The 14,945-nt window shown below is 72.1% G+C and carries 12 protein-coding genes; 8 read left to right on the forward strand and 4 right to left on the reverse strand.

The window, feature by feature from the left end; translation table 11 throughout:
* Positions 1-83: 83 nt before the first annotated feature.
* From iolD to iolC, 4 genes are read right to left on the reverse strand one after another with little or no spacing between them, the layout of a single operon-like run.
* Positions 84-1,925, reverse strand: a complete 1,842-nt coding sequence (iolD, locus tag ABZS69_RS32805; RefSeq protein WP_355379274.1) for a 3D-(3,5/4)-trihydroxycyclohexane-1,2-dione acylhydrolase (decyclizing) — start codon at positions 1,923-1,925, stop codon at positions 84-86.
* Positions 1,925-2,764, reverse strand: coding sequence for a 5-deoxy-glucuronate isomerase (gene iolB, locus ABZS69_RS32810; protein WP_355379204.1), 840 nt, complete (start codon positions 2,762-2,764; stop codon positions 1,925-1,927). The genes iolD and iolB overlap by 1 nt, the downstream gene beginning before the upstream one ends.
* Positions 2,761-3,666, reverse strand: a complete 906-nt coding sequence (locus tag ABZS69_RS32815; RefSeq protein ID WP_355379205.1) for a deoxyribose-phosphate aldolase — start codon at positions 3,664-3,666, stop codon at positions 2,761-2,763. Before ABZS69_RS32815 ends, iolB begins: the two co-directional genes overlap by 4 nt.
* Before the next feature lie 37 nt (positions 3,667-3,703).
* Positions 3,704-4,642, reverse strand: a complete 939-nt coding sequence (gene iolC, locus ABZS69_RS32820) for a 5-dehydro-2-deoxygluconokinase (RefSeq protein ID WP_355379206.1) — start codon at positions 4,640-4,642, stop codon at positions 3,704-3,706.
* Between the two features lie 262 nt (positions 4,643-4,904).
* Here iolC and ABZS69_RS32825 point away from each other — a divergent pair, with 262 nt between their 5' ends.
* The 8 genes from ABZS69_RS32825 to ABZS69_RS32860 are packed head-to-tail and all read left to right on the forward strand — an operon-like array spanning position 4,905 to position 14,889.
* Positions 4,905-6,296, forward strand: coding sequence for an extracellular solute-binding protein (locus tag ABZS69_RS32825; protein ID WP_355379207.1), 1,392 nt, complete (start codon positions 4,905-4,907; stop codon positions 6,294-6,296).
* The gene (locus tag ABZS69_RS32830) at positions 6,271-7,197 is read left to right on the forward strand and encodes a sugar ABC transporter permease (protein ID WP_355379208.1); all 927 of its coding nucleotides are present in this window, start codon (positions 6,271-6,273) and stop codon (positions 7,195-7,197) included. The genes ABZS69_RS32825 and ABZS69_RS32830 overlap by 26 nt, the downstream gene beginning before the upstream one ends.
* Positions 7,194-8,012 carry a carbohydrate ABC transporter permease gene (locus ABZS69_RS32835; protein WP_355379209.1) on the forward strand — a complete coding sequence of 273 codons (819 nt, stop codon included), beginning with the start codon at positions 7,194-7,196 and terminating at the stop codon, positions 8,010-8,012. Before ABZS69_RS32830 ends, ABZS69_RS32835 begins: the two co-directional genes overlap by 4 nt.
* Positions 8,012-9,076 carry an ABC transporter ATP-binding protein gene (locus ABZS69_RS32840; RefSeq protein ID WP_355379210.1) on the forward strand — a complete coding sequence of 355 codons (1,065 nt, stop codon included), beginning with the start codon at positions 8,012-8,014 and terminating at the stop codon, positions 9,074-9,076. The genes ABZS69_RS32835 and ABZS69_RS32840 overlap by 1 nt, the downstream gene beginning before the upstream one ends.
* Positions 9,073-10,251, forward strand: a complete 1,179-nt coding sequence (locus tag ABZS69_RS32845; RefSeq protein ID WP_355379211.1) for a CehA/McbA family metallohydrolase — start codon at positions 9,073-9,075, stop codon at positions 10,249-10,251. Before ABZS69_RS32840 ends, ABZS69_RS32845 begins: the two co-directional genes overlap by 4 nt.
* Before the next feature lie 17 nt (positions 10,252-10,268).
* Complete coding sequence (locus ABZS69_RS32850; RefSeq protein WP_355379212.1) at positions 10,269-11,138, forward strand: TIM barrel protein; 870 nt, start codon at positions 10,269-10,271, stop codon at positions 11,136-11,138.
* Positions 11,135-12,214, forward strand: a complete 1,080-nt coding sequence (locus ABZS69_RS32855) for a Gfo/Idh/MocA family oxidoreductase (protein ID WP_355379213.1) — start codon at positions 11,135-11,137, stop codon at positions 12,212-12,214. The genes ABZS69_RS32850 and ABZS69_RS32855 overlap by 4 nt, the downstream gene beginning before the upstream one ends.
* Positions 12,211-14,889 carry a glycoside hydrolase family 38 C-terminal domain-containing protein gene (locus tag ABZS69_RS32860; RefSeq protein WP_355379214.1) on the forward strand — a complete coding sequence of 893 codons (2,679 nt, stop codon included), beginning with the start codon at positions 12,211-12,213 and terminating at the stop codon, positions 14,887-14,889. Before ABZS69_RS32855 ends, ABZS69_RS32860 begins: the two co-directional genes overlap by 4 nt.
* The last annotated feature ends 56 nt before the right edge of the window (positions 14,890-14,945 follow it).

Consider the following 14,945-nt stretch of genomic DNA (forward strand, 5'->3'; position numbering starts at 1 on the left):
GTGCCTGGTCAGAGGCCTTCCCCAGGGCGGCGGCGGGCAACCCTGATCAGGCGGGCCGCGTCAGGTGGAGGCGGCCACCCCGGTCAGGCGGGCGGCGTCAGGTGGAGGCGCTGGGAGCGCTTGTTCTCCTCGTACGTCTCCCGCGCCGCGCCGGCCGTGCCGCCGACCTCCGCGACCGGCACGTCCCACCACGCCTCCGAGGACGGCGCGTCGTCCACCATCGGGTCGGTGCGCACGTAGATCACCGTGGTCCCGGTCCCCGAGCGGGCCTCCTCCAGCGCCTTGCGCAGGTCGGCGACCGACTCGGGGCGCAGCACCGTGGCGCCCAGGCTGGCGGCGTTGGCGGCCAGGTCGACGGGCAGCGGCCCGCCGTCGCGATGCCGGTACGACGTGCCGAGCCGCTCCGCGCCCACGCTCTCCGACAGGCGGCCGATGGAGGCGAAGCCGGAGTTGTCCACCAGAACGACCACCAGCTTGATCCCCTCGGAGATCGCGGTGACCAGCTCCTGGGCCATCATCAGGTACGAGCCATCGCCCACCAGGACGAACACCTCGCGTTCCGGCACCGCCATCTTGACGCCCAGGCCGCCGGCGATCTCGTAGCCCATGCAGGAGTAGCCGTACTCGACGTGGTAGTTGCCTGGCCCGCTCGGCCGCCAGAGCTTGTGCAGGTCGCCGGGCATCGAGCCGGCCGCGCACACCACCACGCCGTCCTCGGCCGCCGCCGCGTTGACCGCGCCGATCACCGCGGACTGCGGCAGCGGCGAACCCTCCAGCGAGTACGCCCGGTCCACGGCCGCGTCCCACTCCCTGGTCAGCCCGGCGGCCCGGGAGCGGTAGTCGTCCGGCGTGCCCCTCCAGCCCGCGAACGCCTCGACCAGGTCCGCCAGCCCTTCTCTGGCGTCGCCGACCAGTTGCAGGCCCGACAGCTTGGCGGCGTCGAAGGCGGTGATGTTGAGGTTCAGGAAACCGGCGTCGGGGGCGAAGATCGTCCGGGAGGCGGTGGTGAAGTCGCTGTAGCGGGTGCCCACGCCGATGATCAGGTCGGCCTCGCGGGCCAGCGCGTTGGCCGCCGTGGTGCCGGTGGAGCCGATCGCGCCCATGGCGAGCGGGTGCCCGTAGGGGAGCGCGCCCTTGCCGGCCTGCGTCTCGGCCACCGGGATGCCGTAGGTCTCGGCGAAGGCCCGCAGCTCCTCCGTGGCCTCGCTGTAGATCGTCCCGCCGCCCGCGACGATCAGCGGGCGCGCGGCCGACCTGACCAGCTGGGCCGCGCGGTAGACGGCGGCCGACTCGGGGCGCGGCCTGGGGACGTGCCAGACGCGGCGCGCGAACAGCTCGTCCGGCCAGTCGTGGGCCTCCGCCTGCACGTCCTGGGGCAGCGCGAGCGTGACCGCGCCGGTCTCGGCCGGGTCGGTGAGCACGCGCATGGCGGCCAGCAGCGCCGACGGGAGCTGCTCCGGGCGGTTGATCCGGTCCCAGTAGCGGGAGACCGGCTTGAAGCAGTCGTTGACCGAGATGTCGTAGGAGCGCTGGTCCTCCAGCTCCTGCAGCACCGGGCCCGCCACGCGGGTGGAGAAGATGTCGCCGGGCAGCAGCAGCACGGGCAGCCGGTTGATCGTCGCGCCCGCCGCGCCCGTGATCATGTTGGTCGCGCCGGGGCCGATGGAGGTGGTGCAGGCCAGGGTGGCCAGGCGGTTGCTGGCCCGCGCGTAGGCGGCGGCCGTGTGGACCATGGCCTGCTCGTTGCGGCTCAGGTGGTAGGGGAGGTCCTCGGTGGAGGTGGCCAGCGCCTGACCGAGCCCGGCCACGTTGCCGTGGCCGAAGATGCCCGAGCAGCCGCCGAAGAACCTGCGCTCCACGCCGTCGCGCTCGCTCCACTGCCGGGCCAGGAAGCGGACGACGGCCTGGGCGACGGTCAAGCGCATCATGAGGTCCTCCCGAACGGCAGTCTTGGGTCTGTGGGCTGGGTTTCCCAGGAGGAGCGGATCCAGGCGTGGCGAGGATCGTCGCAGAAGGCCATCGAACGGGTCTCCGCCGGGCCCGCCAGGACGTTCAGGTAGTACAGGTCGTAGCCGGGGGTGGCCATGGAGGGGCCGTGGTAGCCGTACGGGACCAGGACGACGTCGCCCGAGGAGACCTCGGCCAGGGTGTCGATGTGGCCGCGTTCGGAGGAGTAGACGCGCTGGTAGCCGTTGCCCTGGCCGGCCACCTCGAAGTAGTAGATCTCCTCCAGGACCGCCTCGCCGGGGTTGTCGGTGTCGTGCTTGTGCGGCGGGTACGACGACCAGTTGCCGCCCGGGGTGATGACCTCCACGGCCATGAGCTTGTGGCAGTCGAAGGCGCCGGGGGCGCAGAAGTTGTTCACCTGGCGGGTGGCCTGGCCCGCGCCGCGGATCTCGACCGCGACCTGGTCGGCGGGCACGTGGCGGGGTTCGAGGGCGCGGGTGGCGCGGGCGGAGGGCAGGGCGATGCGCCCGGCGCCCCGGAGGGTGACGTGGGTGCCGATCGGCACGTAGGCGAAGTCGCTCGGCCCGCTGAAGACCGACTGCCGCCCCGCCAGCTCGAACGTCGCGGCGGAGGTGGCGACCGTGCAGGATCCCGACAGCGGCAGGACCAGCATCTCCTCCTCGCCCGTGTCGAACGAGACCGGAGCGTCCGCCAGGTCCACGACGCGCAGGCCCGAGTACGTCCAGCCGGCCAGGGCCGGGGTGATCTCGACGGACCAGGGGCCGTCGGCGGCCTTGCCGAACGGGACGTAGGTCATGCGCGGTCCTTCCGCACCAGTGCCGCGGCGCCGTCCACCGCGGCCGCGACGTCGTCGCCCGGAGGGTAGAGCAGGGCGCGGCCCACGACCAGGCCGCGGACCCCGGGCAGGCTCAGGGCGCGGTCCCAGCCGGCGTAGGCGGCGTCGATGTCCGGCGGGTCGCCCCCGAGCAGCAGCGCGGGCAGCGTGGTGGCGGCCATCACGCGCTCCATCTCCGCCACCGCCGGGATCTTGAGCCAGGTGTAGGCGGAGGTGGTGCCGAGCGCCTGGGCGACGCTGATCGCGCGGATCACGGCTTCGGGCGACAGGTCGTTGCGCAGTGCCCCCGACTCGGTGCGCCGCGCCCAGAACGGCTCCACCATGGCCGGCAGGCGGTGGCGGGCCAGGTCGGTGACGGCCCGGGCGCAGGACTCCAGGGTGGACACCGTGGCGGGGTCGGCCGGGTCGATGCGGAGGAGCATCTTGCCGCCGTCCAGGCGCATCGCGTCGATCGTGGCCGCGTCGAAGCCGGTGAAGCGGTCGTCCACCTCGAAGACCGAGCCCAGCAGGCCGCCCCGGTTCATGGAGCCGAAGGCCAGCTTGCCCTCCAGGGCGCCGAGCAGCAGCAGGTCCTCCATGACGTCGGGGGAGGCCAGGATGCCGTCCACGCCGGGCCGGGAGAGCGCCACCTGGAGGCGGTCGAGCAGGTCGGCGCGGCTGGCCATGGCCAGCGGCCGCTCGCGCACGGCCAGGGCGCCGCGGGCCGCGTGGTCGGCGGCGATGATCATCAGCCGCTCGCCCGCGCCGGGCAGGCCGCGCCGCTGCCGCCTGGCCGCGGCCTCGGCGATCTCCTCGGGCCGGGTGGCCCGGATCTGGGTGAGCCGCTCGTAGCCGGAGGTCCTGGGCAGGGTGAGGTCGCTCAAGTGCTTGCTCCGTTCAGCAGGGGCAGGGTGAGGCCGCTCAAGAGCCCGCTCCGTTCAGCAGATCTTCCACCTCGGCGGTGGACGGCATGGCGTCGGCGCAGGCCAGCCGGGCGGCCACGAACGCGCCCGCCGCGTTGGCGAAGCGCACCGTCCGCTCCAGCGGCCAGCCGCGCACCAGCCCGAGGCAGACCGCCCCGCCGAACGCGTCTCCCGCTCCGATGCCGTTGACCACCTTCACCTCCACCGGCTCCGCCACCACGCTCTCCTCAGAGGTACGCGCGAGAACCCCTTCAGGGCCCATTTTCACGATCGCGACCTTCACCCCCGCGTCCAGGAGCGCCTGCGCGGCGGCCTCCGGGTCGCGCACGCCGACCGCGTTCTCGACCTCGTCCAGGTTGCCGACCGCGACGTTCGCGTACGGGAGCGTCCGCCGCACGGCCTCCTGGGCCGCCTCCCGCGACGTCCAGAGCGACGGCCGCCAGTCGAGGTCGAACACGGTCCAGCCCGACGGGCGCGCCGACAGGGCGGCGGCGTGGGCGGCGGCGCTCGGCTCCTGGCTCAGCCCGGTCAGCGAGAACCAGAACAGGCTCGTCTCCGCGATGGCGGCGAGGTCGAGCTGGGAAGGGGAGATCCGCAGGTCCGGTGGATGCTCGCCACGGTAGAAGTAGATGGGGAAGTGGTCGGGCGGGAAGATCTCGCAGAACGTCACGGGGGTGGGCGGGCCCTCGACGGTGTGTACGAAGGCGTCGTCCACGCCGAACCCGCGGATCGCCCTGCGGACGAAGTCCCCGAAGGGGTCGGCTCCCACGCCGGTGATCACGGCGGAGCGCAGCCCGTGGCGCGCCGCGGCGACGGCGACGTTGGTCGGGCTGCCGCCGAGGAACTTGCCGAAGGACTCGACGTCGGCCAGGCCGACGCCGGTCTGCAGCGGGTAGACGTCGACGCCGGAGCGCCCGAACGTGATCAGGTCGTACAAAGCACCTCCAGGACGGAGCTTACCTTCGACACCTTGGCATATTGTCATGACATTCGGATGTCCGCTATGTAACCTAATGTCCCTCGACTCAAACCCTCGCGGCTCACATCTCGCCTTCTCGGACGGTTAGCTCCCGGCCGGGCGAGCAAAATCACAGCATGAGGGCCTCTTCCTGAATTTTGGCCAAGCCTTTACGTCATATGGATGTCATGACATATTGGCCCATGGCGTCACCTCCTTACGGACATGCCGGAGGGTTTGCATGGCATTACGGAAACGCTCGATCGGTGTGGTCGCGGTCATCACCGCGGCCGGGCTGGGGCTCGCCGCCTGTGGCCAGTCGTCTGAAGGCGGGGGCGGTGACGCCATAGAGCTGACGATCACCCAGAACGCCATCGCCGGCGGCAAGAACGCGGCCGGAGCCAACTTCATCACGAACTGGGTGATCCCCAAGTTCGAGGCGGCGCAGAAGGCGAAGGGCAAGAACGTCAAGGTCAAGTTCGTCCCCAGCGGCGTCGACGACGAGCAGTACAAGACCAAGCTCTCCCTCGACCTCAAGTCAGGCAAGGGCGCCGACGTGATCGACATCGACGGCATCTGGGCCGGCGAGTTCGCCGAGGCCGGCTACATCAAGCCGCTGGCGGACCTGGTCGGCGCGGAGGCCGACAACTGGGACGGCTGGGCGCAGATCCCGCAGGCCGTCCAGGGCCTGGCCACGTTCAACGGCAAGAAGTACGCGCTGCCCGTCGGCACCGACGGCCGGGTGCTCTACTTCAACAAGACGCTCTTCCAGAAGGCCGGGCTGCCGGCCGACTGGCAGCCGAAGAGCTGGCAGGAGATCCTCGACGCCGGCACGAAGCTGAAGTCCTCCGGCGTGCCCGTGCCGATCCAGATCAACGCCGGCACCGCGATGGGCGAGGCCACCTCGATGCAGGGCGTGCTGCCGCTGCTCGCGGGCGCGGGCGGCGAGGTGCAGAAGGACGGCAAGTGGACGGGCGCCGCGCAGCCGCTGAAGGACGCGCTGGGCCTCTACCAGAAGATCTACGGCGGCGGCCTCGGCGACCCCAAGCTCCAGCAGGAGGCCAAGGGCCGCGACAAGTCGTTCCAGCAGTTCGCCGCGGGCAAGATCGGCATCCTGATGGAGGGCGACTACTTCTGGCGCGGCGTCGTCAACCCCACGACCGGCGTGGCCAAGATGGCCGACCGCGACCAGGTCGTCGGGTACGCCATGATCCCCGCGATGGAGCCCGGCAAGGGCATCCGGGGCCAGGACTTCGTCAGCATGTCGGGCGGCGCGCTGCGTGCGGTGAACCCCAACAGCAAGCACCCGAAGGAGGCCTTCGAACTGGCGGCCTTCACGCTCTCGCCGGAGGGGCTGAAGGAGGAGACCAAGGACGGCAACGTCCGCATCACTCCCCGCACCGACGTCAACAAGGAGATCCTCGCCGGTGAGCCGCTGCTGACCTACATCTCGGAGAAGGTGCTGCCGCTGACCGCGTACCGGCCGCCGGTGGCCGTCTACCCGCAGGTGTCGGTGGCGCTGCAGGAGGCGTCGGCCGCGGTGGTGGGCGGCACGGCGCCCGACCAGGCGGCGGCCGACTACCAGAAGAAGCTCGAAGGAATCGTCGGTGGCCCTGGCAACATCGCCTCCTGAGGTCACCGAGGCCGCCGCGCCGAGCCGCTACAGCTCGGACGCGGCGGGCCTGGGCAGGCTGCGGGCAGGGGTCTTCATGGCCCCCGCCCTGCTGCTCGTCGCCGCCTTCCTCGTCTTCCCCGCGCTCTGGGTCCTCTATCTCGCCCTCACGAACTACCGCCTGACCGGCGCCGCCGCCGCCGAGCCGCAGTTCGTGGGGCTCGCCAACCTCATCGACGCGGCCGCCAACCCGGAGTTCTGGAGCTCTACCTGGCTGACCGTCGAGTTCGTGCTGGGCTCGGCGGTCATCGGGCAGGTCGGGCTCGGCTTCACCATCGCCTGGCTGCTGCGCGACCGGCGCGGTCCGCTGAAGCGGCTGGTCGAGGGCCTGGTCATCCTGGCCTGGATCCTGCCCGGCGCGATCGTGTCGTTCCTGTGGGTGGCGCTGCTCGACCGCGACGGCGGCACGCTCAACGCGCTGCTCGGCATCCAGGGCTTCGCCTGGCTGCTCGACCACCCCATGCTCTCGATCATCGTGTTCAACACGTGGCGCGGCACCGCGTTCTCGATGATGCTGTACGGCGCCGCGCTCGGGAACGTGCCGCCCTCGCACCTGGAGAGCGCCCGCCTGGCCGGCGCCTCCGGCTGGCAGCAGCTCAGAGACGTGGTCTTCCCGCACATCAGAGGGCACGTCCTGACCAACCTGCTGCTGATCAGCCTGTGGACGTTCAACGACTTCACCCCGTTCCTGCTGACCGCGGGCGGCCCCGACGGCAAGTCCGAGGTGCTGGCCGTGCACGTGTACAAGGTCGCGCTGCAGAGCGGCGAGCTGGGTTACGGCGCCGCGGTCTCCGCGATCATTCTGCTGATCAACCTGGTCGTGGCCGTGTTCTACCTGCGGCTGCTCCGGAGTAGGAAATGACGCGTTTCGTGCTGGGCCGGATCGGCTTCTACACGCTGATCGCGGTGCTGCTCGCCTTCTTCACGATCCCGCTGCTGTGGCTCGTGACGGCGCCCTTCACCTCCGACCCGACCTACGAGGTCAAGGTCCCCGACTTCACCCTGGACAACTTCAGGGCGGTGGCCGAGCATCCGTACGCGCTGCCGTCCCTCTACAACTCCCTGGTGCTGTCCGTCGGCACGGCCGTGCTGGTGGTGATCCTGGCGGCGCTGGCCGCGTACGCGCTGAGCCGGGTGCGGCTGCCCGGCCGGGACGCGCTGCTGTACGCGTTGCTGCTGCTGTCGTCGATCATCACGGGGACGGCGGCCATGGTGCCGCTGTTCCAGCTCGCGGTGGAGCTCAACCTCATCGACTCGCAGCTCGGGCTGATCCTCATCCTGACCGGCGGGCTGCTGCCGGCGGCGATCTTCATGCTCAAGGACTTCATGGACTCCACGCCGAAGTCGTACGAGGAGTCGGCGCGGGTCTTCGGGGCCACGCCGCTGCAGATCGTGCGGCACGTGGTCGTGCCCCTGGTGCGGCCCGGCCTGGCGACGGTCGGGGTGTGGGCGGTGGCCAACGTGTGGGGGAACTTCCTCATGCCGTACCTGCTGCTGAGCGACGTCGAGAAGCAGCCGGCGGCGGTGATCACGTACACCCTCTACACCGAGGGCGGCCAGGCCAACCTCAGCATGTTGTCCACGTTCGGACTGCTGTACTCGATCCCCGTGGTGCTCATGTACCTGTTCGTCAGCAAGAAGTACGGCTTCCGCTTCCACGGAGGGATCAAGCGCTAATGGCCGGAATCGAACTACGCGGGCTGACCAAGGTCTATCCCGGCGGGGTCAAGGCGCTGGACTCGCTCGATCTGGTCGTCCCCGACGGCGAGTTCTTCGCCCTGCTCGGCCCCTCCGGCTGCGGCAAGACCACGCTGCTGCGCACGATCGCCGGGCTGGAGACCGCCACCGGCGGGGCCGTGGTCATCGGCGACCGGGACGTGACCGGCGTGCAGCCCGGCGGCCGGGACGTCGCCATGGTCTTCCAGGACTACGCGCTCTTCCCGCACATGGACGTCACGGACAACATCTCCTACCCGCTGCGCATCAAGAAGGTCGCCAAGGGCGCCCGCCGCGACAAGGCCGCCGAGGTGGGGGCGCGGCTCGGGCTCGAACAGCTCATGGACCGGCGGCCGGGCCAGCTCTCGGGCGGGCAGCAGCAGCGCGTGGCGCTGGCCAGGGTGATGGCCACGCAGGCGCAGGCGTTCCTGTTCGACGAGCCGCTGTCCAACCTGGACGCGCGGCTGCGGCTGGAGGCGCGTACGTTCCTGAAGAAGCTCCAGCGCGAGCTGGGCGTCACCACCGTCTTCGTCACCCACGACCAGGCGGAGGCGCTGGCCATGGCCGACCGGATGGCCGTCATGGAAGCCGGGCACATCCGGCAGATCGGCACGCCGGCCGAGGTCTTCCAGCGGCCCGCGAACACGTTCGTGGCCGGATTCATCGGCTCGACACCCATGAACCTGCTGGACGGCGCCGTACGAGGTGACACGCTGGACGTGGCAGGGTGCAAGGTGGCGGTCCCGGCCTCGGCCGAGGGGCGGCTGTCCGACGGGGAGAAGATCGTGTACGGCGTGCGACCCGAATACCTGGCCTACTCGCCCGAGCCCGCGGAGGGCGCGCTGGGCGGCAAGGTGGCCATCGTGGAGAACCTCGGCGCGGCCCACCTGGTGACCCTCGACGTCAACGACGTGACCGTGCAGGCCGTCGTGCCCGAGGGCAGCGAGCCCGAGATCGGCGACGACGGCTACGCGGTGCCCCGGCGCGACCGCGCCCTCGTCTACCGGGACGGAGAGCTGGTGTGAGAGGTCACTGGAGTCTGGACGACCGGTTGGAGCGGATCCTGCGCGAGGTGCCCTTCGAGGTGCCCGCGGGGGTCGCCGCCGTGACCGTGCGGCTGGCGTACGACCGGTCGCAGGGCGTGATCGACCTCGGGTGCGGCTCGCCCGGCGGCTTCCGCGGCTGGTCGGGCGGCGCGCGTGACGAGTACACGATCACCGCGGACTGGGCGACGCCCGGCTACCTGCCCGGCGAGCCGGAGGCGGGCACGTGGCACGTGTGGCTGCGGCTGCACCGCATCCCGCCGCAGGGCCTCGACTACACGCTGGAGATCACCACCTCCGACGTCGTCCCCGCCGAGCCGGTGGCCCCGGAGCCGCCGCACGGGGAGCGCCCGCCCCGGCGGGACATCCCCGCCGTCGACGGCCTGCGCTGGTTCGCCGGGGACTTCCACGCCCACACCCTGCACAGCGACGGCAGCCTGACCATCGCCGAGCTGGCCGAGCTGGCCCACGGGCGCGGGCTCGACTTCCTGGCGGTCACCGACCACAACACCGTCAGCCACCACCCCTGGCTGGACAAGATCGACCGCGAGATCACGCTCATCCCCGGGCAGGAGGTCACCACCGACCGGGGCCACGCGAACGTGTTCGGCGAGGTCGGCTGGGTGGACTTCCGGCAGCCGGCCGACTCCTGGGTCGAGCACGCCGAGCGCGCGGGCGGGCTGATCTCGATCAATCACCCGCTCGGCGGCGACTGCGCCTGGCTGCTGCCCATCACCCGGCGGCCCCGGATCGCGGAGGTGTGGAGCTCCGGCTGGTGGGACCGCCGCTGGGGCGCGCCGCTGGCCTGGGCGGACGCCTGGCGCGACGACGTGATCGCGATCGGCGGCAGCGACTTCCACCGCCACGGCTCCGACGGCCTGCCCGGCGCGCCGACGACGTGGGTGCTGGCCGAGGACACCAGCACGGTGCTGGACGGCCTGCGCGCCGGGCGCACCGCCGTCTCCACCGGGCCGGACGGGCCGCTGCTGGTCAGGCTCGGCGACGAGCTGCTCGCCCTGGACGCCGACGGCCTGGTCCTGGTGCGCCCCGACGGCGGGCGGCAGGTCGTGCGCGGTGAGCGCGTGTCGCTGGCGGCCATGGACGGGCCGCACCGGTTGGAAAGCTATGAGAATGAGGTGATCGCGCTGTGCGAGTGAAAGTCGCGAACGCGCCAGTGAGTTTCGGTGTTTTCGAGCTGGCCACCGAGGCGCCGCCGTTGAGCGCCGACGAGATGGTCCGCGCGCTGTCCGAGGCCGGCTATGAGGGCATCGACACCGGGCCGATGGGTTACCTGGGCACCGGGTCCGAGCTCGCCGACCGGCTGGCCTCGAACGGGTTGCTGCTCGCGGGCGGCTGGGTCGACCTGCCGTACGCCGACGCGGGGGCGTACGAGGCCGCACGGCCCACGCTGGAGGCCGCGCTCGACGTGTTCGCCGCCGCGCCGCCGGCGCCCGAGGGGTTCGGGCCGCGGCCCACGCTGGCCTGCTCGGGGTCGCCGGAGCGGTTCGCGCGCCCCGGTGGGAGCGTTCCAGGATTGCCCGCCTCCGAATGGGCGGGGTACGCGGCCCGCGTGCAGGAGGCGACCGACCGGTGCCGCGAGCGCGGGTTCGAGCCCGCGTTCCACCACCACCTCGGCACCTACGTCGAGACCCCCGACGACGTCGAGCGACTGCTGGAGCTGACCGACACGCGGCTCTGCCTCGACACCGGCCACCTGCTGCTGGCCGGGGGCGACCCGGTGACGGCGCTGCGCGACTGGTCGGACCGGGTCGAGCACGTGCACATCAAGGACGGCGACACGAAGATCCTCGCCCAGGCCCTGGCCGACGGCGTGGACCTGCGCGAGCTCATGGGCCGCGGCGGGTTCGCCCCCCTGGGGGACGGTGAGCTGGACCTGCCCGCCGTGGTGCGCGTCCTCGGCGAGATCGACTACGCCGGCTGGGTGATCATCGAACAGGACACCCTGCCCGGCCGCCGCACCGTCGCCCAGAACATCGCCGACCAGGCGGCCAACCGCCGCAGGCTGGAGGATTTGGGACTGTGAAAATCGCGCTGGTGGGATGCGGCGCCGTCACGCAGGCGGTGTACGTGCCGCTGCTGTCGAGACGGCGCGACCTGTTCGAGGTGGTCGCGGTCTGCGATCTGTCGCGCACGCTCGCCGACGACGTGGGCGAGCGGCTGGGCGCCGCCGGGCGCTTCACGTCGGTGGCGGAGCTGCTCTCGGCCGGGGGCTTCGAGGCCGTGCTCGTCCTGGCCTCGGGCTCGCACGGGGAGACGGTCGGGCAGGCGCTGGCCGGCGGGTACGCCGTGCTGTGCGAGAAGCCGCTCGCGCTCACCAGGGCCGAGGTGGCCGCCCTGCCCGAGGGGCGGCTGATGGTGGGCTACATGAAGCAGTACGACCCGGCCGTGCGCCGGGCCGAGGAACTGCTGGCCGAGCTGGGCGGCCCGGAGGCGATCAGGTCGGTCGAGGTGACCGTGCTGCATCCGAGCGGGGAGTCGCAGCTGGCGTTCGCGAACCTGACGCAGGCGCGGGACGTGGACCCGGGGCTGCTCGGCTCGCTGCGCGCCGCCGAGCGCGACCTGGTCTCGCGGGCGCTGGGGGAGTCGGCGCCGGAGCGGGTACGGGCGCTGTACGGGGTGGCCCTGGGCTCGATATGCCACGATTTGTCGCTCTTGAGGCGCTTTACCGGGTCGCCTGTCGAAATTTCGTACGTTGAGACGTGGGGACCCGCGCCCGGGTCCATCGAGATCACCGGGCCCCTGCCCGCCCGCGGGCGGTTCTCGATCCGCTGGCACTACCTGGAGGACTACCCGGCCTACCGCGAGACCGTGGCCATCCACCACGACCAGGGCTCGCTGGAGCTGGTCTTCCCCTCGCCCTACCTGATGAACGCGCCCACCACGCTCACCGTGGTCTCCGGCGCCGAGAGCCGCACGGTGTACCGCGACGTGACCGAGGCGTTCGAGGTGCAGCTGGCCGCCTTCCATGCTTTCGTGAACGATGGCAAGCCGCCTCTCACCGACACCGGCGGCGGGCTGGAGGACATCGTGACCGCCCAGCGGATCGCCGCCCGTTATGCCGTACAGCACGATCTGCCCATTGGAGGGGAGGCCGTATGAGCGCCGAGATCGTCGTGGTCCCGCACACGCACTGGGACCGGGAGTGGTACGAGCCGTTCCAGCGCTTCCGGCTGCGGCTGGTCGCGCTGCTGGACGAGGTGCTCGACACCATGGAGCGCGAGCCCGCCTACCACTTCACCCTCGACGGGCAGCTGGCCTGCGTGGACGACTACCTTGAGGTGCGCCCCGAGAACCGCGACCGCATCGCCGCGCTCGTCGAGTCGGGGCGGCTGGCGGTGGGGCCGTGGCAGATCCTGCTCGACGAGTTCCTGTGCTCGGGCGAGAACATCATCCGCAACCTCGAACTGGGCATGAGCCGGTCCGACAAGCTCGGCGGGGCGATGCCGGTGGGCTACCTGCCCGACATGTTCGGGCACACGGCGCAGATGCCGCAGATCCTGCGCAAGGCCGGGCTGCTGCACGCCTGCGTCTACCGCGGGGTGCCGTTCTCGGTGACCACCGACGCCTTCGCCTGGGTGGCGCCGGACGGGACGGCGCTGCGTACCCAGTTCCTGCCCGCGGGCGGCTACGGGAACGGGGCCTACTTGTTCTCGGACTCCGCCGGGCTGGCCGAGCGGGCGGCGGGCTTCGTCAAGACCATGCGGGAGTGGCACGGGCCCGAGGGGGCGCTGCTGGCCATGTACGGCACGGACCATTCGGCGCCGGTGCGCGGGCTGCCGGAGATGGTGGCGGAGATCGGCGCCCGGATGGACACCCTGTCCGGATATATCGGTAAATATTCCGGTGAGGTGGACGGGCTGCCGCGCGTCGCCGGCGAGCTGCGCTCCCACGCCCGCGCCAACATCCTGCCCGGCGTCATCTCGGTCCGGGCTCACGTCAAGCAGGCCATGGGCCGCGCCGAGCGGATGGTCGAGCGCTACGCCGAGCCGCTGGCCACGCTCTGGGGCGGCGAGTGGCCGGGCCGCTTCCTCGACATGGCCTGGTGGCGGCTGGTGGACGCCAGCGGCCACGACTCGGTGACCGGCTGCGGCGTCGACGACACCGCCCAGCAGGTGGCCGCGCGCATCGCGGAGGCCGAGCACCTCGGCCAGGCCGTACGCGACATGGTGACCGCCCGGCTGGCCGGTTCTGTGCCCTCCGACGGGGTGCTCGTCGTCAACCCGACGCCCGCCGCGCGCAGGGGCGTCGTGGTCGTGGACGTGGCCGGCATCGACCCGCTGACCGGCCCCTCGGGCGCGCCGGTGCCCACGCAGCCGCTGGAGTACGCGCCCACGCTGCTCCTGGACGAGGAGATGGACGCCGCCACGGCGCTGACCTTCGTCCACGGCACCGAGCTCTACGGGCAGCACATCACGGCCTGGTCGGTGGAGGACGGGACGCTGACGTTCACGGTGGCGCGGGAGACGTCGGCCGCGTTCGACCTCGACGACCTGCGCGCGGCCACCGCCGGCGTGCGGCGGGTGCGCATACTCGCCGAGCCCCGGCGCACGGTCGCCGCCCTGGTGGAGGTGCCGCCGCTGGGCCACACGAGCATCCGGCCGGCGCCCCACGGGCCGTCCACGGGGGAGCACCCTGCGGCCCTGACGCCGGTGCGCGGCGACGAGGAGGTGCTGGACAACGGCCTGCTGCGGGTCACGATCGCCGGCGACGGCACGCTGACGCTGGTGGGCGCGGACGGCACGACGGTCACGGGAGCCGGTCGCATCGTGGACGGCGGCGACGTCGGCGACACCTACAACCACGCGCCCCCGGCCGACGATCTGGTCGTGTCCGAGCCGTCGTCCGTCGAGACGGAGCTGATCTGCTCGGGTCCGCTGGTGGCGGCGGTGGACGTGCGGCGTACGTACCGGTGGCCGGCATCAGGGGACGGGATCGACGGCACGCCCGAGTTGCCCGCCCCCTCGCGGTCCTCCAGGACCGAGGAGATCGTCGTCACGACCCGCGTCGAGCTGCGGGCCGGCGAGCCGTACGCGCGCCTGCGCGTCGAGTTCGACAACCGGTGCGCGGACCATCGGGTCCGGCTGCACGTGCCGCTGCCCGCCCCGGCGACGGAGTCGCACGCCGAGGGCCAGTTCGCGGTCGTCACCCGCGGGCTGACCGCGGAGGGCGGCTGCGGCGAGACCCCGCTGCCCACCTTCCCCGCCTCCTCGTGGGTGGCGGCCGGAGGCGTCGCGGCGCTGCTGGAGCACGTGACGGAGTACGAGGTGGCGGACGGCGAGCTGGCCCTGACGCTCCTGCGCTCGGTCGGCTACCTGTCCCGCAACCGCAACGCCCTGCGCCCCGAACCGGCCGGCCCCCAGCTCCCGACCCCCGCCGCCCAGTCGCGCGGGATCCGCTCGGTGAGCCTGGCGCTGATGCCGTACGGGGAGTCCTGGCAGGAGGTCGTGCCGCAGGCCGAGACCTTCCGCCACGACCTGCTCGTGGTGCCGGGCCAGGGCGAGCGCGCCCTGCCGCTGCCCGCTCCCGCGCCAGGGTTGTCGGTGACGGGCGACGGCGTGGTGATGACCTCGCTGCGGATGCGTGACGACCGGCGGGAGCTCAGGGTCGTGGCCCTCACCCCGGCCGCCACGGAGGCCGTGATCGAGGGCGCCTTCACCCAGGCCCGCCACGCCGACCTGCGCGGCCGGCCCGGCGATCGGCTCCCGGTCGCCGACGGCGTGCTCCGTCTGGCGCTGAAGCCGTGGGAGATCGCGACGGTCCAGCTCTCCGGCTAGCCGCCCCAGCGCCTGCTCGCGCGCCTCCCCGGCGAGGTACTCCTCCGCCCGGGGCA

This window comes from Nonomuraea sp. NPDC005650 (assembly GCF_040605375.1).
GTDB lineage: Bacteria > Actinomycetota > Actinomycetes > Streptosporangiales > Streptosporangiaceae > Nonomuraea.

Excerpts from the sequence above, each read along its gene's own strand:
- iolD (WP_355379274.1), bottom strand. The coding sequence starts at position 1,925 with ATGCGCTTGACCGTCGCCCAGGCCGTCGTCCGCTTCCTGGCCCGGCAG.
- iolB (WP_355379204.1), bottom strand. The coding sequence starts at position 2,764 with ATGACCTACGTCCCGTTCGGCAAGGCCGCCGACGGCCCCTGGTCCGTC.
- ABZS69_RS32825 (WP_355379207.1), top strand. The coding sequence starts at position 4,905 with ATGGCATTACGGAAACGCTCGATCGGTGTGGTCGCGGTCATCACCGCG.
- ABZS69_RS32835 (WP_355379209.1), top strand. The coding sequence starts at position 7,194 with ATGACGCGTTTCGTGCTGGGCCGGATCGGCTTCTACACGCTGATCGCG.
- ABZS69_RS32840 (WP_355379210.1), top strand. The coding sequence starts at position 8,012 with ATGGCCGGAATCGAACTACGCGGGCTGACCAAGGTCTATCCCGGCGGG.
- ABZS69_RS32860 (WP_355379214.1), top strand. The coding sequence starts at position 12,211 with ATGAGCGCCGAGATCGTCGTGGTCCCGCACACGCACTGGGACCGGGAG.